This is a genomic window from Pseudomonas sp. BAV 4579, assembly GCF_009765395.1.
Taxonomy (GTDB): Bacteria; Pseudomonadota; Gammaproteobacteria; order Pseudomonadales; family Pseudomonadaceae; genus Chryseomonas; species Chryseomonas aestiva.
On record NZ_WHOV01000104.1, the window covers coordinates 1 to 18,639 of the forward strand.

The 18,639-nt window shown below is 69.5% G+C and carries 16 protein-coding genes and 1 riboswitch; of the genes, 3 read left to right on the forward strand and 13 right to left on the reverse strand.

The features are described from left to right. Positions 1-90: 90 nt before the first annotated feature. Positions 91-1,038 (reverse strand): class I SAM-dependent methyltransferase, encoded by a 948-nt coding sequence (locus GSQ95_RS18900; RefSeq protein ID WP_158891694.1) that lies wholly within the window; start codon positions 1,036-1,038, stop codon positions 91-93. Between the two features lie 233 nt (positions 1,039-1,271). Here GSQ95_RS18900 and GSQ95_RS18905 point away from each other — a divergent pair, with 233 nt between their 5' ends. Continuing rightward, positions 1,272-3,398, forward strand: a complete 2,127-nt coding sequence (locus GSQ95_RS18905; RefSeq protein ID WP_158891692.1) for a TonB-dependent siderophore receptor — start codon at positions 1,272-1,274, stop codon at positions 3,396-3,398. A gap of 156 nt (positions 3,399-3,554) precedes the next feature. Here the strand turns inward: GSQ95_RS18905 and GSQ95_RS18910 are convergent, their stop codons facing one another. From GSQ95_RS18910 to GSQ95_RS18930, 5 genes are all read right to left on the reverse strand, one after another. After that, a complete protein-coding gene (locus GSQ95_RS18910; RefSeq protein WP_158891690.1) occupies positions 3,555-4,352 on the reverse strand; it encodes an ABC transporter ATP-binding protein in 798 nt (265 codons plus the stop codon). Continuing rightward, positions 4,349-5,407, reverse strand: a complete 1,059-nt coding sequence (locus GSQ95_RS18915; protein WP_158891688.1) for an iron ABC transporter permease — start codon at positions 5,405-5,407, stop codon at positions 4,349-4,351. Before GSQ95_RS18915 ends, GSQ95_RS18910 begins: the two co-directional genes overlap by 4 nt. Continuing rightward, positions 5,404-6,522 carry an ABC transporter substrate-binding protein gene (locus tag GSQ95_RS18920; protein ID WP_178118393.1) on the reverse strand — a complete coding sequence of 373 codons (1,119 nt, stop codon included), beginning with the start codon at positions 6,520-6,522 and terminating at the stop codon, positions 5,404-5,406. The genes GSQ95_RS18915 and GSQ95_RS18920 overlap by 4 nt, the downstream gene beginning before the upstream one ends. Before the next feature lie 300 nt (positions 6,523-6,822). Beyond that, complete coding sequence (locus GSQ95_RS18925) at positions 6,823-8,199, reverse strand: MFS transporter (protein WP_252977260.1); 1,377 nt, start codon at positions 8,197-8,199, stop codon at positions 6,823-6,825. 118 nt (positions 8,200-8,317) lie between these two features. After that, positions 8,318-9,172, reverse strand: coding sequence for an IclR family transcriptional regulator C-terminal domain-containing protein (locus GSQ95_RS18930; protein WP_133862282.1), 855 nt, complete (start codon positions 9,170-9,172; stop codon positions 8,318-8,320). Between the two features lie 143 nt (positions 9,173-9,315). Here GSQ95_RS18930 and GSQ95_RS18935 point away from each other — a divergent pair, with 143 nt between their 5' ends. Next, complete coding sequence (locus GSQ95_RS18935) at positions 9,316-9,834, forward strand: DUF962 domain-containing protein (RefSeq protein ID WP_158891686.1); 519 nt, start codon at positions 9,316-9,318, stop codon at positions 9,832-9,834. Here the strand turns inward: GSQ95_RS18935 and GSQ95_RS18940 are convergent. From GSQ95_RS18940 to cobG, 7 genes are all read right to left on the reverse strand, one after another. After that, positions 9,819-10,583, reverse strand: coding sequence for an ABC transporter ATP-binding protein (locus GSQ95_RS18940; RefSeq protein WP_158891684.1), 765 nt, complete (start codon positions 10,581-10,583; stop codon positions 9,819-9,821). The two genes, GSQ95_RS18935 and GSQ95_RS18940, sit on opposite strands and share 16 nt — an antisense overlap. After that, positions 10,580-11,614 (reverse strand): iron ABC transporter permease, encoded by a 1,035-nt coding sequence (locus tag GSQ95_RS18945; RefSeq protein WP_133862284.1) that lies wholly within the window; start codon positions 11,612-11,614, stop codon positions 10,580-10,582. The genes GSQ95_RS18940 and GSQ95_RS18945 overlap by 4 nt, the downstream gene beginning before the upstream one ends. After that, entirely contained in the window at positions 11,611-12,627 is a 1,017-nt protein-coding gene (locus tag GSQ95_RS18950; protein WP_158891682.1) for an ABC transporter substrate-binding protein, read from the reverse strand. Before GSQ95_RS18950 ends, GSQ95_RS18945 begins: the two co-directional genes overlap by 4 nt. 30 nt (positions 12,628-12,657) lie before the next feature. Next, positions 12,658-12,805: riboswitch (cobalamin riboswitch) on the reverse strand. Positions 12,806-12,811: 6 nt separating this feature from the next. Next, positions 12,812-14,482 (reverse strand): precorrin-3B C(17)-methyltransferase, encoded by a 1,671-nt coding sequence (cobJ, locus tag GSQ95_RS18955; RefSeq protein ID WP_178118392.1) that lies wholly within the window; start codon positions 14,480-14,482, stop codon positions 12,812-12,814. Continuing rightward, positions 14,470-15,210: a precorrin-2 C(20)-methyltransferase gene (locus tag GSQ95_RS18960; RefSeq protein WP_158891679.1), complete on the reverse strand. Its 741-nt coding sequence runs from the start codon at positions 15,208-15,210 to the stop codon at positions 14,470-14,472. Before GSQ95_RS18960 ends, cobJ begins: the two co-directional genes overlap by 13 nt. Next, on the reverse strand, positions 15,210-15,836 hold the full coding sequence (locus GSQ95_RS18965; protein ID WP_133862287.1) for a precorrin-8X methylmutase: 627 nt from the start codon (positions 15,834-15,836) through the stop codon (positions 15,210-15,212). Before GSQ95_RS18965 ends, GSQ95_RS18960 begins: the two co-directional genes overlap by 1 nt. Further along, positions 15,829-17,115, reverse strand: a complete 1,287-nt coding sequence (cobG, locus tag GSQ95_RS18970) for a precorrin-3B synthase (protein ID WP_158891677.1) — start codon at positions 17,113-17,115, stop codon at positions 15,829-15,831. Before cobG ends, GSQ95_RS18965 begins: the two co-directional genes overlap by 8 nt. A gap of 98 nt (positions 17,116-17,213) precedes the next feature. On the opposite strand from cobG, the gene cbiE reads away from it, so the two are divergent. Beyond that, complete coding sequence (gene cbiE / locus GSQ95_RS18975; RefSeq protein ID WP_158891675.1) at positions 17,214-18,416, forward strand: precorrin-6y C5,15-methyltransferase (decarboxylating) subunit CbiE; 1,203 nt, start codon at positions 17,214-17,216, stop codon at positions 18,414-18,416. The last annotated feature ends 223 nt before the right edge of the window (positions 18,417-18,639 follow it).

The window sequence follows — 18,639 nt, forward strand, 5'->3', positions numbered from 1 at the left end:
TAGGTTGGGTTGAGACGGCTCCATCGTCGAAGCCCAACAAGGCGAGGTCGAGCCCGGGCACCGTTGGGCTTCGCTACGCTCAGCGCCAACCTACGACGCGGGTACCTGCTGGAACACCAGCACCTTGAGACCGCCCTCGGCGTCCTCGTCGGCGAATTCCGGTGGATTGGCCAGGCGCTCGACGAAGGCCAGTCCGGGGGCCTCCTGGGCCATGCCGGCGATGAGGAAGTCCGCGCCGACGCCGGGGTCGTTGACGCAGGCCAGCACCCGGCCACCGGGGGTGAGCAGTTCGGGCAGACGACGCAGGATGCGCGCATAGTCCTTGGTCAGGGCGAAGCTGCCCTGCTGGAAGCTGGGCGGATCGACGATCACCAGGTCATAGGGCCCCAGCTTGCGCACCTTGCCCCAGGACTTGAACAATTCATGGCCGAGAAAGCTGACCTTGCCCAGGTCATGGCCATTGAGTCGGTGATTCTCGCGACCGCGGGTCAGGGGCCCGCGGGCCATGTCCAGATTGACCACCTGGTCCGCGCCGCCGGCCAGGGCGGCCACCGAGAAGCCACAGGTGTAGGCGAACAGGTTGAGGATGCGCAGACCGGCGGCCTGCTCGCGCACCCAGCGGCGACCCAGGCGCATGTCGAGGAACAGCCCCATGTTCTGGTGGCGGGTGAGGTACAGGCCGAACTTCAGGCCGTCTTCATGGATGACGTGCTCGCCCACCGGTGCGCCGATCAGCGCCTCGCTGGCGGCGTCCAGGCGGTAACGATGCTGCAGGAGCAGGCTGCGGGCGCCGCTGGCGCGCCACGTCGGGGTCTCGCCCAGGACGGTCAGAGTCGTGCGCAGGGCGTCCAGCTCGACCGCGGGCAATTCGCGAAACAGCCCTACCCGCAGCACACCTTCCAGCCAGTCCACGGTGAGTTGTTCCAGCCCCGGCAGCAGCCGGCCACGGCCGTGCACCAGCCGGCGCGCCTCGGCGGGTGGCGAAGCGAGGGCGGCGAGCAGCAGCGCGGAGAGGTGGGCAAGGGTGGCGGTATTCATGGGCGGTCACGACGGCAAAGGAGCGGCATGCTACGGCAAAAGTGCCGGGGTCGCCTCCCGGCGCGGGCCCGCCAGATGTCTGCCGGCGATTGGCGACGAAGGTATTTTGGGCGCGCCGTCGCCAACGAACCGACCAGTCCGATGAAAATATGTCTCAGGCGGTAACGACTCGCAGTTGTATCCACTTTGTAAGCCGCTCTAGAATCCGCCTCCCCGATCCCAGGACGATAACAATGCGCCGGCTGGTCCCTGCTCTCTATCTGCTGCCCCTCTGTGCCCTCCCCCTCGCCGGTCATGCGCAGGAGCAGACGGAAGATTCGCCCCAGGCGCTGTCCGATCTCACCATCGTCGGCACGGCCGAATCGCCCACCGGTCCGGTGCAGGGCTACAAGGCAGAGCGCTCCAGCAGTGCGACCCGTACCGATACCCCGCTGCACGAGACGCCCCAGTCGGTGAGCGTGGTCTCCCGCGAAGCCCTCGACGACCTCTCCGCCACCCGCCTGCAGCAGGCGCTGGACCAGGCCGGTGGCGTCGGCCGCGGCAACAACTTCGGTGGCCAGGGCCTGACCAGCTACACGGTGCGCGGCTTCACCAGCTCCGAGTATTTCCGCAACGGCTTTCCCATGAATCGTGGCTATCCCAGCGCGCCGGATGCCGCCACCCTGGAGCGGGTCGAGGTCCTGCGCGGCCCGGCCGCGACCCTCTATGGCCGCAGCGATCCGGGCGGCACCTTCAATGTGGTCACCAAGCAGCCACTGGGCGAGCGCAAGACCACCCTTGGCAGCCAGTTCACCGACCAGGGCCAGAAACGCGGCACCCTGGACACCACCGGCCCGGTGGACGAGGACGGCCGCCTGGCCTATCGCCTCAACCTGATCGCCGAGGGCGGCGACACCTTCCGCGACGACGTGCACACCGAGCGCTACGAAGTCGCTCCGGTGCTGAGCTGGCAGGCCACCGACGCCACCCTCATCACCTTCGAGGCGGACATCATCCGCAGCAACGCCCCGCTGGATCGCGGCCGCACCAACTACCTGACCCAGCGCGCCGAGGCCAGTCGCTCTACCAATGCCTGGGAAAAGGGCACCACCAACCTGCTGCACAGCGACAGCGAGGCCTATCAGCTGCGCTTCGAGCACCAGTTGAACGAGGCCTGGACCCTGGCCGGCGGCTTCCAGTACCTCGACGGCAGCCTCAAGGGCAATGCCGTGGAAGCCAACGGCGTGCAGGCCGACGGCGTGACCCTGGGCCGCAACTTCAACTACCGCAAGCTGGAGTGGAGCGATCGCGACCTGCAGCTGAACCTGACCGGTCGCTTCGACACCTTCGGCCTGGGTCACACCCTGATCACCGGGATCGAGGTGGAAGACTACGACTATCAGTCGATCATCCAGCGCTCGCCAGGCAGTGTCAGCGCCTATCCGGTCAACCTGGTCGATCCGGTCCTCGGCCAGCCGCGCCCGGCCCTGACCCGTACGCCCACCCACGACCACGAGACCCTCAAGACCTGGGCGGCCTTCGTGCAGGACCAGATCGCCCTCACCGAGCGCTTCAAGGTGCTGGGTGGCGTGCGCCTGGAACGCTTCGAGCACGATTATGACAACTTCGTCGCCGGTGGTCAGAGCTGGTCCAACGCCGACAACGCCGTCACCCCGCGCCTGGGCGTCAGCTACGACCTCACCCCGGAACTGGCCCTCTACGCCAGCGCCTCCAAGTCGTTCAAGCCCAACACCGGCGCGGCGCGCCTGGGCGGCGGCTTCGATCCCGAGGAAGGCAAGGCCTACGAGGTGGGTATGAAGTGGGCAGCGCTGGACGGCCGCCTCAGCGTCGACACGGCGATCTTCCATACGGTCAAGGAAAACGTCCTGACCCTGGACCCGGTCGATTCGAATTTCAACGTCGCCGCCGGCGAGGTGCGCAGCCGCGGTTTCGAAGTCAACGTGACCGGCGACCTGACGCCCAACTGGCGCATCCTCGGCGGCTACGCCTTCACCGATGCGGAAGTCACCAAGGACAACACCCTGGCTCGCGGCACGCGCCTGACCAACATCCCGCGCAATGCCGTCAACCTGCTCAACGTCTACGAATTCCACGACGGTGCACTACGCGGCCTGGGCCTGGGCGCCAACCTCAAGTACGTGGGTGAGCGCGAAGGCCAGAAGACTGCGCTCAGCGACTACAGGATGGACAGCTACACGGTCACCGACCTCCTGAGCTTCTACAAGGTCGACGAGCACCTGCGGCTGAATCTGGACGTGCGCAACGTCTTCAACAAGGGCTACGACGAGAGTTCCTGGAACGCCTACAGCTATCCGGGCGAGCCGCGGACGGTACAGGCCGGTTTCACCTACACCTTCTAAGAGCCTGCTGATAATCTGCTGCGCGTCGGCCAAACCGCGTTGAGAAGGCCTTCGGAATGCTCATTTACGCTATGTAAACTCCGCTTCCTCAGGCCTTCTCGCCTTGTTTGGCTCTAGCTCGCGAGATTATGAACAGGCTCTACGACCCATTGAAAATCAGGCCTCGCTGAAGGCCTGACCGGTCAGCGGCTGGACCACCGGGCGGCCCTGGCGGTCGTGGAGGATGTCCACCGCCACGCCGTAGGTGGCTTCCAGCAGGTCGGCGGTGACAATGGCGGCGGGTCGGCCGGCGGCCAGTAGGCCACCGTTGACCAGCACCAGCAGCGAATCGGCGTACTGGCAGGCCAGGTTGAGATCGTGCAACACCACCACGGTCACCCGCTGATGCAGCCGGGTCTCGTGGCGCACGCGATCGAGCAGGTTGATCTGGTGCCGCAGATCCAGGGCGCTGACCGGCTCGTCCAGCAGCATCACCTCGGGTTCGCGCATCAGCACCTGGGCAAAGAACACCAGCTGCCGCTGACCACCACTCAGGGCGCCCAGCTGGCGCGAGGCCAGATGGCCGATACCCACCTCGTCGAGCTTGCCCAGCGCCCGCTCCAGCAGCTCATCGTCCAGGTGCAGGGTCAGCCGTTCCAGGCTGCCCATGGCCACCGTCTCCAGCACCGACAGCGCCGCCTCGGCATGGGAATCCTGAGGCATGTAGGCCACGCCCTGGCGCCAGCCCTCGCGCTGGCTGCGCAGCGAAGCGCCCGCCACCAGCCGCCTTTCCCCCCGCTCGATATGACCCGCCGCCAGCGGCAGGTCACCTGCCAGGGCGCGCAGCAGGGTGGTCTTGCCGGTGCCGTTGGGGCCGAGGATCACATGCACCTGCCCTGCGTGCAGCTCGGTGCAGAGTCCGGAGATCACGGTGCGGTCGCCGCGCTTCAGCGCGAGGTCCTGGAGGCGGATCATGGGCTGGACCTGCGCGGGGCGAAGATGAGCCAGAGCAGAAAGGGCACCCCGACGATGGCGGTGACGATGCCCACCGGAAACAGCGCCCCGGGCAGGATCGACTTGGACAGCACCGAGGCAGAGGACAGCATCAGGGCGCCGCAGATGGCCGACAGCGGCAGCAGGAAGCGCTGATCCTCCCCCACCTGCCAGCGGGCGATATGGGGCGCGACCAGGCCGACGAAGCCGATCACTCCGACGAAGCTGGTGGCCGTGGCGGTCATCACCGCCACCAGGATCAGCACCTTGAGGCGCAGGCGACGAATGTCCACGCCCAGGCTCTCGGCACGCGCCTCGCCCAGGCGCAGGGCGGCCAGTTTCCAGGCATCGCGCAAGAGCAGGAGGCAGCACAGCAGGGTCACCCCGGCGACGATGGCCAGGGTGGTCCAGGTGGCGCGGCCGAGGCTGCCGAACAGCCAGAAGAGAATCTGCTGGGAGAGCTCCGGTGAGGAGAGGAATTGCACCAGCGACAGCAATGACTGGAAGAGGAACAGCAGGGCGATGCCGCCGAGGATGATGGTGTCGCTGCCGGTGCGCTTGAGCGAGGCCAGGGCGAAGAGAAACAGCGCCGCCAGCATGGCGAAGGCGAAGGCGCCCAGCGGCACCCCGATCAGCGCGCCCAGGCCGAAGCTGCCCAGTGCCAGGCTGAGGGCGGCGCCACAGCCGGCGGCGGCGGCCATGCCCAGGGTGTAGGGGCTGGCCATGGGGTTGTTGAGCAGCGTCTGCATCTGCGCCCCGCCCGCACCGAGGGCGGCGCCCACCGCCAGGGCCATCAGCGCGACCGGCAGGCGCAGGTCGCGGACGATGGCGTCGGTCATCGGCTGCCGCTCGCCAAGGCCGGTCAGCGACTTGAGCACCTCCAGCGGCGAGAGCAGCGAGGGCCCGGTGGCGATGTCCAGCACCAGAGCCGCCAGGGTCAGCAGCAGAAACACCCCGCAGGCGCGCCAGCGGCGGCGCTCGCGGGCGCGCTGCTCGGCGATGGCGTTGCCGTGGCTGGCGCTCGCGGCCTCGCTCATGGCGTCAGGCCTATGGCGAAGGTGCCCTGGGGCTGGATCGGCATGTAGCGGCGATAGTACTCGCGGTAGTTGGCCATGGGATCCACGTCCTGGAACAGATCCGGATAGAGCTGCTTGGCGATGAACTGCAGCATGGCGAAGTCTTCCAGGCTGCGCGAGGCGCCCTGGTAGACGCCATACAGACGCCCGTCGCGGATCGCCGGCAGATTGGCCCAGCCCGGTCGCTGCATGAAGGCGCGCAGGTGGCTGCGAGCGTCGTCGACGGTCACGCCGGGGCCCATGGGCAAGGCGGTGGGATTGCTGTTGTCCTCGCGCCCGGAGATGAAGATGACCTCCGGCTGGGCCATGAGCACCTGCTCCGGATTCATCACCCCCCACCACTGGATGAAGGGCGCGGCGATGTTGTCGCCACCGGCCAGGGTGACCATGGCGCCCCACATGTTGCGGCCGTAGGTGAAGGAGTACTCGGCCGGACCCTTGTTGCCGAACTCGGCATAGACCCGCGGCTTCGGACGATTGGCCGCCGCGATGCGGGTCTGGATGTCCTGCACCACCTTGGCATAGAAGTCGGCCAGCTCGGCGGCGCGCGCTTGCTGCCCGGTAATGACGCCTAGCAGGCGGGTGGAGGCCAGGTGGCGCTCCAGGGTCTGGGCGTTGTAGTCGATCGCCACCACCGGGATGCCGAGCTGTTCGAGGCGCTTGACCTCGCTGTCCAGCGCCTGGAATTGCCAGGCGGCCAGCACCACCAGATCCGGCTTGAGGGCGAGGACCTTTTCCACCGAGAAGCTGTTGTTTTCCGTCTCCCCCACATCGGGAAGGCTGGCCAGGGAGGGTCGGTGGGCGACATTGAGCGCCCAGTTGGCCGGCACCTTGCGCTCCCAGGCGCCGCGGGAGACACCGACCACCGCGTCGAAGGCCTGCTCGCCGCCCACCGCCAGGTAATCGCCATAGTGGAAGCCCAGCACCACCCGCTTGGCCGGCGCCTCGATCGTCACCGTGCGGCCGAGGACATCGGTGACCTGGCGCATCTCGGCAAAGGCCGGAGCAATCAGAAAGCAAGCGATAAACGTTACCAGCCGGACAGCCCACTGCCCGCTGTGCGCGAAACCTTTCATGGCACCCCTTGGACGTCTGCACCCGCTCCAGGAGCCTGCTCATAATCTCGCGAGCGAGAGCCAAACAAGGCGAAAAGGCCTGAGGAAGCGGATCGGACTCGCGCTCGAGTTTACTTAAAGTAAATGAGCATTCCGACCGGGCTGGCGACCCAGGGGGTTTTCAACGCTGTTTGGCCGACGCGCAGCAGATCAGGGACAGGCTCTGGGCGGGTGACTGCGAAGCTAGCAAAGGGTGCAACTTTACGCGGTGGCAGTGCCTGCGCCTAGCGCCTGCCACCGGCAAAGGGGAAGCCGTCGACGCTAGGTGGCATCGGCGTGGCTGACCACGCCCTTGATCAATACCGCCAGGGCGGCAAGACCGGCCGGCAGGAGCAGCGCGGTGAGCACCTGGGTGAAGGTCCAGCCCAGGCCCAGCAGGGTCGCGCCCATCCAGGCGCCGGTGATGGCGCCGAAGCGGCCGATGCCGAGCATCCAGGACACCCCGGTGGCGCGGCCATGGGTCGGGTAGTAGCGCGCCGCCAGCGACGGCATGGCCGACTGGGCGCCGTTGATGCACATGCCGGCCACCAGCACCAGGGTGGCGACCAGGGCGACCTGGCCCAGGCTCTGGCCGACGCAATAGGCGAAGATCCCAGCCAGCACATAGAACAGGCCGATCACCTTGTGCGGATTGAATCTGTCCATGGCCCAGCCGACGAACACCGCGCTGAGCACCCCGCCGAACTGGAACAGCGCGCCGATCAGGGCGGCCTGCTCCAGGCTGGCGCCGGCGTCGCGCATCAGCGTCGGCAGCCAGCTGGTGAGCAGATAGACGATCACCAGGCCCATGAAATAGGTCAGCCACAGCAGCAGGGTGCCGGCGCTGTAGTTGCGGTTGAAGATCACCGCGAAGACGTTGCCGGTCTTGACCGACTTCTGCTCGGGCACCACGAAGTGCCGGGCCTCGGCGGCCTCGCGGCCGATGGGCGCCAGCACCCGGCGGATGCGCTCGGCGCTCTTGCCGTGCACCACCAGATAGCGCGCCGATTCCGGCAGCCAGAGCAGCAGCACCACGGCCAGCGCCAGCGGCAGCACCCCGCCCAGCACCAGCAGACTGTGCCAGCCATAGGCCGGGATCATCCAGGCCGAGACGAAGCCACCGCCGGCCATGCCCAGGTTGAAGCCGCAGAACATGCTGGTGACCAGCAGCGACTTGAGGCGCTCGGGGGTGTATTCCGAGAGCAGCGTGGTGGCGTTGGGCATGGCGGCGCCCAGGCCCAGCCCGGTGAGGAATCTCAGGATCACCAGCTGTTCGAGGTTGGCGCTGAAGGCCGACAGCAGGCTGAAGCCGCCAAAGATGAAGGTGGCGACCACCAGCACGCCCTTGCGCCCGAAGCGATCGGCCAGCGGCCCGGAGCCCAGGGCGCCAAAGACCATGCCGCCCAAGGCGGCGCTCATCACCGGCCCCAGGCTGGCCCGCGGGATGCCCCACTCCACCGACAGCGCCGGGGCGATGAAGCCCATGGCCGCGGTGTCGAGGCCGTCGAGAAAGACGATGAGAAAGCACAGGGCGACGATGCGCCACTGGTAGGCGGACAGCGCCTGGCGATTGATGAAGTGCTGGACGTCCAGGGTGCCGGCTGTCGCCGTGGCCGAAGAATCGGCCAGGGGCACGGCGCCCGCGAGGGTTTGTGTCATGGTGGTCTGCTCGTGTTGTTGTTATCGGCGTAGTGCGCCACTGCGCCGACGTTAAGCCCAACCCCGAACAGCTGACAATTCGATTATCGGCGATATGGCCGATAATCGACCGGATTCGCTAGTGAAACAGTCGGGTGCTCAATTCCTGGCTGGCCGCCAGCAGCACCGGCAGGAAGCGCGTCTCCAGTTCCTGCCGACTGACCCGACTGGCGTGGGTGCCGACGTTGAGCGACGCCAGCACCTGGCCGGCGGCGTCTCTCAGGGGCACCGCCAGAGATCTCAGCCCCACCTCCAGCTCCTGGTCGACGATGACGTAGCCCTGCTGGCGCACCTGGCCCAGGCACGCGATGAGCGCCGGCGGCTGATAGAGGGTGCGGCTGGTCTTGGCCTGGAGGTCGGCGTGTTCCAGGTAGTCGTGCAGCGCGGCATCGTCCAGGGCGGCGAGCAGGATGCGGCCCATGGAGGTGCAATAGGCCGGCAGCCGGCTGCCGACGCTGAGGTCCACCGAGATCAGCCGTTGCGGCGTCGCCGAGCGGGCGATGTAGAGGATCTCGTCGCCTTCCAGGGTGGCCATGGAGCAGGCTTCGTGCAGTTGCTCGCTCAAGCGATCGAGCACCGGCTGGGCGGTGACCGCCAGCGGCGTCGACGACAGATAGGCGTGCCCTAGGGTCAGCACCTTGGGCAGCAGCGAGTAGGTGCGGCCGTCGGTGGTGACATAGCCCAGCTTCATCAGGGTATGCAGGCAGCGGCGCACCGCGGCGCGCGGGATCTCGGTGCGATGGCTGATCTGGGCGATGGTCAGCTGGCGCTTGCGCTCCTGGAAGGCATGGATGACCGCCAGGCCGCGGGCCAGGGAGGTCATGAAGTTGGGGTCGCCGGTGAAGGCTTCGATGCGCTTGGCCGGCGAGGCGATGATGGGCGGCGCGGCCAGTGGCGGCAGGCCCGTGGCGTGAGCGGTGCGGTTATCGTCCATCGGACCGGTCCTCGGCAGGCTTTTGATCGATTATCGAGCGAGGGGGCGATTATCGCAATCGCATTTCTCCTGGTACCCGCTGACGCGCAGGGGCTTCCCGGTGCATGCTGAGGCTTCCCGCCCAGCCGCCTGGATGCCTGCCGATGAAGACCCTGGAAGATCATCTCTGCCAGTACGCGAGCTACCACCGCGATCCGCGCAACATCGCCAGCCACTTTCCCGGCATCCTGCTGATCGTGCTGGCGGTGGCCATCCTGCTGTCGCGACCGGTCTTCAGCCTGGCCGGCTGGCCGCTGTCGCCCGCGGTACCGGTGGCCGGGGCGGTGGCGCTCTTCTACCTGCGCCTGGATCGGCCGCTGGGGCTGCTGATGAGCGTGCTGCTCGGGCTTGCCCTCTGGCTGGGTGCCGCGCTGGCGGCCCGGACCACGGGCGTCTGGCTGGGCTGGGGGCTGGGTCTGTTCCTGGTCGGCTGGGCCATCCAGTTCGTCGGTCACCACTACGAGGGGCGCAAGCCGGCCTTTCTCGACGACCTCGCCGGCCTGGCCATCGGCCCGCTGTTCATCGCCACCGAAGCCGTCTTCTGGCTGGGTGGTCGCCCGCAGCTCAGGCAGGCGATCGAAGAGCGGGCCGGCCCGGTGCGGCGTCGTCAGCCCAGCCGATAGCGGATCGTCGGCCGACCGTCGGGGCCGTCCAGCGTCACCTGCGCCTTCACTCCCCAGACCTGCTGGATCAGCGCGGCCGTCAGCACCGCGGCCGGGGCGCCTTCGGCGACCAGGCGGCCGTCGCGCAGCACCGCCAGGCGGTCGCAGAACAGCGCGGCCAGGTTGAGATCGTGGATGGCCAGCACGCAGGTGGCCGGCAGGCGGCGGACCAGGTCGAGGATCTCCAGCTGGTGCTGGATATCGAGGTGGTTGGTGGGTTCGTCCAGCAGCAATTCGCTGGGCTCCTGGGCCAGGGCGCGGGCGATCTGGGCGCGCTGGCGCTCGCCACCGGAGAGGCTGTGCCAGCGCCGTGCCGCCTTGTCGACCAGGCCGACCTGGGCCAGGGCGCGCTGGCAGACCTCGGCATCGCGCGCGCTCCAGGCGTCGAGCAGGCCGCGATGGGGCGTGCGCCCCAGGCGCACCACCTCGGCCACCGAGAGATCGGCCTCGGTACCGGCCTGCTGCTCCACCAGGGCGACCCGCCGTGCCAGGTCGCGCCGGCGCAGCTCGGCCAGCGGCGTCGCGTCGAGACTGACCCTGCCTTCCTCTGGCCGCCGCAGCCCGGCCAGCAGGCGCAGCAGGCTGGACTTGCCCGAGCCATTGGGGCCCAGCAACCCAAGCACCCCGCCGGGCGGCACCGCGAGGGTCACCCCGGCGAGGATCGGCTGGCCGCCGGCGCTCCAGGCCACATCCCGCGCGGCGAGGCTCATCGGACCTCCCGCGCGCGGTAGAGGATGAAGGCGAAGGCCGGCGCGCCGACCAGGGCGGTGACCACGCCGATGGGCAGGGTCTGCTTGGCCACCAGGGTGCGGGCGACGATGTCGGCCAGCACCATGAACAGCGCGCCGATCAGGGCGCAGGTGGGCAGCAGCCGCCCATGCCCCGGACCGACCAGGAAGCGTGCCACATGGGGGATCACCAGGCCGACGAAGCCCACCGCGCCCACCAGGCTGACCAGGCAGGCGGTGATCAGGCCGGTGACGGCCAGCAGCAGCAGGCGCAGCGGCCCCACCGCCACGCCGAGGCTGGCGGCGGCGTCTTCGCCAAAGGCGAAGGCATCCAGCGCCCGGGCGCAGGCCAGGCACACCAACAGCCCGGCGAGCACCACCCCGGCGGCCAGCCAGACATCCGGCCAGCGCACCCCGGCCAGGCTGCCGAGCAGCCAGAACATCACGCTGCGCGCCTGCTCGGCATTGGCCGCGGTGGCGACGATATAGGCGGTCAGGGCATTGAACAGCTGGGACGCGGCCACTCCGGCGAGGATGATGCGGGTGCTGCCGCCGCTGCCGAGAAAGGGCAGCACCACGGTAAAGGCCAGCACCGCGCCGAGAAAGGCGCCGAGGGACACGCCAAGCATGCCGCCCCCAACGCCCAGCAGCATCACCAGCACCGCACCGGTGGAGGCGCCGGCCGACAGCCCCAGCACATAGGGTTCGGCCAGGGCGTTGCGCAGCAGCGCCTGGAGGATGGCCCCCGAGACTGCCAGGCCGGCGCCGCAGCAGGCGGCCACCAGGGCACGACTGAGGCGGTATTCCCAGACGATACCCTGGACGATGCGTTCCACCGGATAGGGCCCCAGGCCGAGGCCGTTGGCGATGGCCTGCAGACTGGTCAGGGGCGCGATGGGCATCTCGCCGAAGGACGCCGCCAGCACCACGCTCGCCGCCAGTGCCAGCACCGCGGCCAGGCCCAGCAGCCAGCGCCAGGGCCGGGCGCCTTCGGCCGCCAGGGGCAGACTCATGGTTGCGGCTTGGCCAGGTCGGCGGCCAGGGTCTCGACGCTGTCCACCACCCGCAGCGAGGGATTGAGGGTCGGGGCGTCCACCACCAGCAGGTGGTTCTCGCGTACCGCGCGCAATTCGCGGGTCAGGGGATCGCTGCGCAGGAAGGCCAGCTTCTTGTCCACGTCATCGGCGGGATAGAGACGGCGGTCCATGCGCGCCACGACGATATAGTCAGGGTCCAGGCTGGCGATGCGCTCCCAGCTCACCGCCGGCCATTCCTCGGCGCTGTCGACCACGTTACGCAGGCCCAGGGCCCGGGCGATCCAGGCCGGAGCGCCGAGGTTGCCGGCGACCCACGGGTCCCCTTCCAAACGGGGGCTGGAAAACCAGAACAGCACCGAACGCCCCTGGACCCCGGCGGCCTTGGCCTGCTCGCCAGCGGCGGCGATACGGCGGTCCAGCTCGGCGACCAGCTGCTCGCCGGCCGGCTGCACATCGAGGATGGCCGCCAGCTCCTGGGCTTCACGGGTCACCAGTTGCATGTCGAAGGGGGCGCTGCGGCTGCCGTCGCTGTTGGAATCGGCGGTCACCGCCTTGCCTTCGCAATCGCTGGGCGCCACATAGGCGGCGATGCCCAGCGTGGCGAAGCGCGGGAAGTCCGCCACCTCGCCGCCCGGCCCGACGTGATAGGTGTACTGGGCCGCCACCAGATCCGGCCGGGTGCCGACCACGGCTTCGAAGCTGGGGGCGTTGTCAGCCAGCCGCGGAATGTCCTTGCCCGCCGCCTGCAGGTCCGCGGGCAGGCCGCCGAACCAGACGCCGGTGCCCACCAGCCGCGCGCCCACGCCCAGGCGCAATAGCAACTCGGTACTGGCCTGGCCCAGACTGACCAGGCGTTGAGGCGCGCGCTCGAAGACCAGGTCGCGGCCGCAGTTGTGGATGGTCAGCGGATAGGGGGTGGCCGCCTGGGCGGTAAGGGAGGATACGGACAGCAGGCCGGCGGCGAGCAGCGGCAGAAGACGACGAAACATGGACTCTCCTTGGGATGACGCGTCCCTGGTGGATGATGGATGTCCCCTGGCAAGGTCTGACTCACTTCTCGCGAAGCTCACAGTGGCGCGACCGCGCCGGAGTTGCACCGGCTTCCCGCCAGGGAACGGAAAGGTCGCCGAGGGTGAGCCAGCGGCGACCAGGATTCAAGCACTAAATGTTACTTTATAACAATTCCGTATCGTACCAGCGCGGGGTATAGACCCATTCGCCGCCGTCGGCCCGCGGAAAGCGCCGGGTATGGCTGGAGCCGAGGATCACCAGGGTGCGCGAATCCACCATCTCGCTGCGCAGGGCGCCGAGGCTGGTGTATTCGAGACCGCCACCGGGACGGCCGACATCGCGACCGAGGATCACCGGGGTGTTCGCCGAGCGGCAGCTGCGCAGGACGTCCAGCGCCCGGTCCAGCTGATGTGGTCGGGCCTTGGAGATGGGATTGTAGAAGGCCATGGCCAGGTCCGCCGCGGCGGCCTGGCGCAGGCGCTGCTCGATCACCGTCCAGGGCTTGAGGTTGTCGGACAGGGAGATCAGGCAGAAGTCGTGACCCAGCGGCGCCCCGGCCAGGGCGGCGCTGGCCATGGCCGCGGTGATGCCCGGCAGGATCTCCAGCTCCACCGCCGCCCAGCGTGGGTCAGCGGCACCCTCCAGCACCTCCAGCACCGCGGCGGCCATGGCGAAGACGCCCGGATCGCCGGACGACACCATCACCACCTGGCGCCCGCTGGCGGCCAGTTCGAAGGCATGGCGGGCGCGCTGCAATTCTTCGCGATTGTCGCTGGCATGGGCCAGCTGGTCCGGGCGCAGGGGACCGGCCATCTGCACGTAGGTCGCGTAGCCGAGGACGGCCTCGGCCTGGTCCAGGGCGCGGCGTACCACCGGGGCCATGAGTTCGGCCGCGCCGGGGCCTAGGCCCACCACGCTGAGACGGCCACGGCGCTGGCCGAGGTCATCGGCGTCCAGCGGTCGGTCATGCAGATGCAGGGCGAGGCCCTGGGCCTGGGCCCGGGTCACGGCCGCCTGGGCGAATTCCGGGGTGCGGGCGTCGACGAATCTCAGCGGCACCTCCAGCGCCTGGCTCAGCTCGGCCAGGCCGGGCGCGGCCATGTCGGCCGCCTGAGCCAGCAGCACCGCCACGGCCCCGGTGGCATAGCCGGTGCTGGCGAGCAATGCGGTGACGGTAGCGGCGGTGGCATCGGCGCGTACCGCCACCAGCACGGCACGGGGGTGGATCAACAGGGTATGGTCGTCGGCGCTGGTCAGGGGCGAGACCAGGATGCGTTGCCGTGCCTCGGGATCGCGGGCCAGGGGCACCGCGTCCAGCCAGGGCGCCTCGCCCTCGATGCGTACCGGGGCGCCGGCCAGCAGATCGGCGACCCGGTGCTTGGCCACGTCGACATCGGCCAGGGCATAGCCGGCCGGCGGATCGAGCAGGCAGGTGCCGAATCTCAGTTCACCGCTGGTGGTGATGGCCGGGGCCACGTCCAGCAAGGTACCCAACTGACGGGCCAGGCGATTGGCGCCGGCCAGGCCGCCCAGCAGCGGCACCACGGCGCTGCCGTCTTCGGCCACGGCCAGCACCGGCGGCTCGGCGGTCTTGTCATCCAGCAAGGACGCCAGGCTGCGGATGACGATGCCGGCGGCGCAGAGCACCAGCAGCGGGCGCTGCTGGCGATAGAGGTCACGCAGGTGGTCGCCGAAGGCGCTGTAGCTGACATCGCCCTCGACCCGCCCGGCCAGGCCGTGCACCAGACTGCCCGGCAGGCCGGCCTGCAGGCGGCGGGCGGTGGCCAGGGCACCGGGGCCGAGGATGACGATGGCCGGGCTCAACCCTTCCATTTCACCCCCGGCACCACCACCAGCGAAAAATACGGCGAAGCCATGGGCTCGACGGCATCCAGCGAGACGATGCGCTGGTTGTCCATGGTGGCGCGCTCGATGTAGCGGGCGCGCTGGTCCAGGCCCAGGTCGCGCAGTACCTGGCGCACCTTCTGGAAGTTGCGCCCGAGCTTCATCACCACGGCGGCGTCGGCGCTGGCGAGACGCGCCTTGAGTTCCTCGGCGGAAAGCACCCCGGAGAGCACCGTGAGGGTCTGGTTGCGATAGACCAGCGGCAGGCCGAGCATGGCCACGCCGCCGAGCATGGAGCAGACTCCCGGCACCACCTGGGCCTCGTAGCGCTCGGCCAGGCGGTCGTGCAGGTACATGTAGGAACCGTAGAAGAAGGGATCGCCCTCGCAGATCACCGCCACGTCACGGCCGGCATCCAGATGGTCGGCCACCTGGGCGGCGGCGGTGTCGTAGAAGTCGGCGATCACCGTCTCATAGGACAGCGGCGGCGCCAGCTTCTCGGTGGTCACCGGATAGACCAGCGGCAGGCGCTGCTGGCCGTCCAGCAGATAGCCCTCGATGACGCCATAGGCATTGCCGCCCTGGCCCGCGTTGGCCTTGGCCTTGGCGACGAAATAGGCCACCACCGGCGCGCCCTGCAAGAGGCGCAGCGCCTTCACGGTGATGAGTTCCGGATCGCCGGGGCCGACGCCCAGGCCGAGCAGGCGACCCGCCATCACTCCACCTCCGTGGCCAGGGCGTTGACCGCGGCGGCGGCCATGGCACTGCCACCCCGCCGGCCGCGGACGATGACATAGGGCACGCCGCGGCTGTCGGCGGCCAGGGCGTCCTTGGACTCCCTGGCGCCGACGAAGCCCACCGGCATGCCGAGGATCAGCGCCGGCTTGGGCGCGCCGGCATCGAGCATCTCCAGCAGATAGAACAGCGCCGTGGGAGCGTTGCCGATCACCACCACGCTGCCGGCCAGGTGCGGCCGCCAGCGTTCCAGGGCCACCGCCGAACGGGTGTTGCCCTGGGCCACTGCCAGTTCGCGAATGCCTTCGTCGTGCAGCGTGCAGATCACCGGGTTGTTAGCCGGCAAGCGGGTACGGGTGACGCCCTCGGCGACCATGCGCGCATCGCAGAGGATGGGCGCGCCGGCCGCCAGGGCCGCGCGACCGGCCGCGCCGGCACCCGGGGAAAAGGCCAGGTCCTGGACCACGTCGACCATGCCGCAGGCGTGGATCACGCGCACGGCGAGCTTTTCCAGGTCGGCGGGGATGGCCGAGAGATCGGCTTCGGCGCGGATGGTGGCGAAGGATTGGCGATAGATCGCCTGGCCGTCGCGTTCGTATTCAAGCATCACTGGGACTCCGGGCAAGCCAAGCGGCGGCCTCGTCGAGGGATAGTTGGGTGGCGCGCCGCCGGCCCGGACCGGGCTGGGTGGCGTCGCGCACGAAGAGGTCATAGCGGCCGGGAGCCACCGCCAGGAGGGTATGGGGCGCCTGGCCGGCCAGGGCGCAACTGCGCGGGCAACCGGAGAGGTGCACCTCCACGTCCGCCGGCAGCCGCTCGGCCAGGCGCAGGGCATCGCCCTTGGTGTCGGCCTGGCCCTTGGCGCAGCCCTGGCTGCCGGTGCAGGCGATCAGCCGGGCCAGGGGCGCGGCGGGATCGGTGGTCAGCTCCAGGTTGGCCAGAGCGCCGAGCAGCTCGGGGGCTCTGTCGACCGGCACATCGGGCAGCAGCAGGCCCTGCCAGGGGGTCAGGTGCACCGCGCCCTCGCCGAGGTGCTCGGCCAGGTCGGCGACGGCAGCCAGGCTGGTTGCCGGCAGTCGGCCCAGGGCGGGCTGGGCACCGACCCAGCAGCGACCCGGCTGAAGCTGGGGATGGCTGCCCAGGCGCAACGCGGTTGCAGCCGCCGCGCGTGGGCTGCGCGGAACCGGCAGCAGATCCAACCCCGCCAGCAGTTCGGCGACCGGGCGCTGCGCCAGCAGCTGGCGTAGGCGGCCCTGCTCGGGACCGGCGAGATCGAGAAAGCGATGCAGCAGCCGCGCGACGGTCGCCACCTCCTGGCCCGGGGCGATCAATCCAACCGGCGCATCCAACGGGATACCGGCGAGACCGAGCACATAGCCTTCGGGGCGAGCCGACAGCCAGACATCGTGGGGATGATCGAGCCGCGCCAGGGCTTCGCCGCCGTCCAGTTGCAGGGCGAACTTGGCCGACAGCCCATGCAGTCGGCGGTCGCCTTCCAGCAGGGCGAGCAACTCGGCGGCCAGGGGACGAACATCCTGCAACTGCTGAGGATCACGGCCCGCCGCCGGGCTGAGCAGCAGATTGCGCACGTCGTCGGCGGCTGGATCGGCCGGACCCAGACCGGCGGCCTGCAACTCGGCCACCAGGGCATCGGCGCCGTCCGGGCGCACGCCACGCAATTGCAGGTTGGCTCTGTTGGTCAGCTCCAGTACCCCGTTCGCCCAGCGCGCGCTGACGGCGGCGATGGCCCGCGCCTGGCCTGCCGTGAGTCGCCCGCCCGGCAACTTCACCCGGCACAGGCCGCCATCGCGCGCGGGCACGATGCGCAGCAGCCCCGGACAGGCCGAAGGCCGCGGGACGAGGGCGGAGGGAGAAGGAGAATTCACGGCGGAAGGTCGGGCTGAACGGGGAAAGACGTTATTATGCCCGCTTTGCCCGACCCCTTGAAAACGCCCGGTCGGCTGACGTTCGATGAGGTGTGTTCATGATCCCCTGGCTGACCGTGGTGGGTATCGGCGAAGACGGCTACCCCGGCCTCGGCAAGCAGGCCCGCCGCGCGCTGCTGGACGCCCAGGTCATCATAGGCGGTCCACGCCAGCTGGCGCTGCTGCCACCCTGCCTTCGCGCCATCCGCGAGCCCTGGCCGCAACCCTTCGCCCTGGCCCCGGTCCTGGACCGCCGCGGCACCCCGGTCTGCGTGCTGGCCAGCGGCGATCCCATGCTGTTCGGCGTCGGCGCGAGCCTTGCGCGCCAGCTGTCGGCCGACGAACTGCAGGTGCTGCCGGCGCCCTCCTCCTCCTCCCTGGCCGCGGCTCGCCTCGGCTGGCCGTTGCAGGAGGTGGCGTTGGTGTCGGTGGTGGCGCGGCCCCTGGCCGGGGTGGTGCGCCACCTGCATCCCGGCGCCCGATTGCTGGTACTGAGCAATGACGGCCACAGCCCTGCCGCCCTGGCCGCGCTGCTGGTGGACCAGGGCTATGGCGCCAGCCAGCTGCAGGTGCTGGAGCACCTGGGCGGTCCTCTGGAGCGACGGATCAGCGGCCGCGCCCGGGACTGGTCGCTGGCAGAAGCAGCCGCGCTCAACCTGGTGGCCATCGAGGTCCTGAGCGAGACCGGTGAAGCGGGACTGCCACTCACCCCCGGTCTGCCGGACAGCGCCTATCGCCACGACGGCCAGCTGACCAAGCGAGACGTGCGCGCCGTGACCCTGGCGCGTCTGGCGCCGCGCCCCGGCGAATTGCTGTGGGACGTGGGCGCCGGCTGCGGCTCCATCGGCATCGAATGGGCGCGCAGCCATCCCCGCTGCCGGGTGCTGGCCATCGAGGCCGACGCCGGTCGCCAGGCCCATATCCTCCACAACCGCGACCAGCTCGGCGCCCCGGCGCTGCAACTGGTCGCCGGCCAGGCCCCGGAGGCCCTGGCCGGTCTGGCCACCCCGGACGCCATCTTCATCGGCGGCGGGCTTACCGCGCCGGGGGTACTGGACAGCTGCTGGGCCGCCTTGAAGCCTGGCGGTCGCCTGGTCGCCAACGCCGTGACCCTGCAGACCGAAGCCGCCCTGGTGGCCTTTCGCGAACGCCACGGTGGTGACCTGACCCGTCTGCAAGTCGCCCAGGCCCAGCCACTGGGGGCCTTCGATACCTGGCGCGCGGCGCTGCCCATCACCCTGCTGGACGTGGTGAAGCCGTGAGGACTGATCGTGGCCGCCGCTCTCCGAAGGAAGAGAGGATGATCGGGTGTGTCCCTTTCATCCGTGGAGGCTGTAAGCGGCACCTTGCCCCCTCACCCCAACCCTCTCCCCGCGGGGGAGAGGGGGTAGCTGGGTGGTGGCTTGGAAGTCTGGTGCCCGGGCTGACGCCCACTGCTTTGATCAACGGCCAGACTCGCCGCCCAACTCCACCCCCAGCCCCCAG

Coding starts and splice junctions, on each gene's coding strand:
- GSQ95_RS18900 (WP_158891694.1), bottom strand. CDS start 1,038: ATGAATACCGCCACCCTTGCCCACCTCTCCGCGCTGCTGCTCGCCGCC.
- GSQ95_RS18905 (WP_158891692.1), top strand. CDS start 1,272: ATGCGCCGGCTGGTCCCTGCTCTCTATCTGCTGCCCCTCTGTGCCCTC.
- GSQ95_RS18910 (WP_158891690.1), bottom strand. CDS start 4,352: ATGATCCGCCTCCAGGACCTCGCGCTGAAGCGCGGCGACCGCACCGTG.
- GSQ95_RS18915 (WP_158891688.1), bottom strand. CDS start 5,407: ATGAGCGAGGCCGCGAGCGCCAGCCACGGCAACGCCATCGCCGAGCAG.
- GSQ95_RS18920 (WP_178118393.1), bottom strand. CDS start 6,522: ATGAAAGGTTTCGCGCACAGCGGGCAGTGGGCTGTCCGGCTGGTAACG.
- GSQ95_RS18925 (WP_252977260.1), bottom strand. CDS start 8,199: ATGACACAAACCCTCGCGGGCGCCGTGCCCCTGGCCGATTCTTCGGCC.
- GSQ95_RS18930 (WP_133862282.1), bottom strand. CDS start 9,172: ATGGACGATAACCGCACCGCTCACGCCACGGGCCTGCCGCCACTGGCC.
- GSQ95_RS18935 (WP_158891686.1), top strand. CDS start 9,316: ATGAAGACCCTGGAAGATCATCTCTGCCAGTACGCGAGCTACCACCGC.
- GSQ95_RS18940 (WP_158891684.1), bottom strand. CDS start 10,583: ATGAGCCTCGCCGCGCGGGATGTGGCCTGGAGCGCCGGCGGCCAGCCG.
- GSQ95_RS18945 (WP_133862284.1), bottom strand. CDS start 11,614: ATGAGTCTGCCCCTGGCGGCCGAAGGCGCCCGGCCCTGGCGCTGGCTG.
- GSQ95_RS18950 (WP_158891682.1), bottom strand. CDS start 12,627: ATGTTTCGTCGTCTTCTGCCGCTGCTCGCCGCCGGCCTGCTGTCCGTA.
- cobJ (WP_178118392.1), bottom strand. CDS start 14,482: ATGGAAGGGTTGAGCCCGGCCATCGTCATCCTCGGCCCCGGTGCCCTG.
- GSQ95_RS18960 (WP_158891679.1), bottom strand. CDS start 15,210: ATGGCGGGTCGCCTGCTCGGCCTGGGCGTCGGCCCCGGCGATCCGGAA.
- GSQ95_RS18965 (WP_133862287.1), bottom strand. CDS start 15,836: ATGCTTGAATACGAACGCGACGGCCAGGCGATCTATCGCCAATCCTTC.
- cbiE (WP_158891675.1), top strand. CDS start 17,214: ATGATCCCCTGGCTGACCGTGGTGGGTATCGGCGAAGACGGCTACCCC.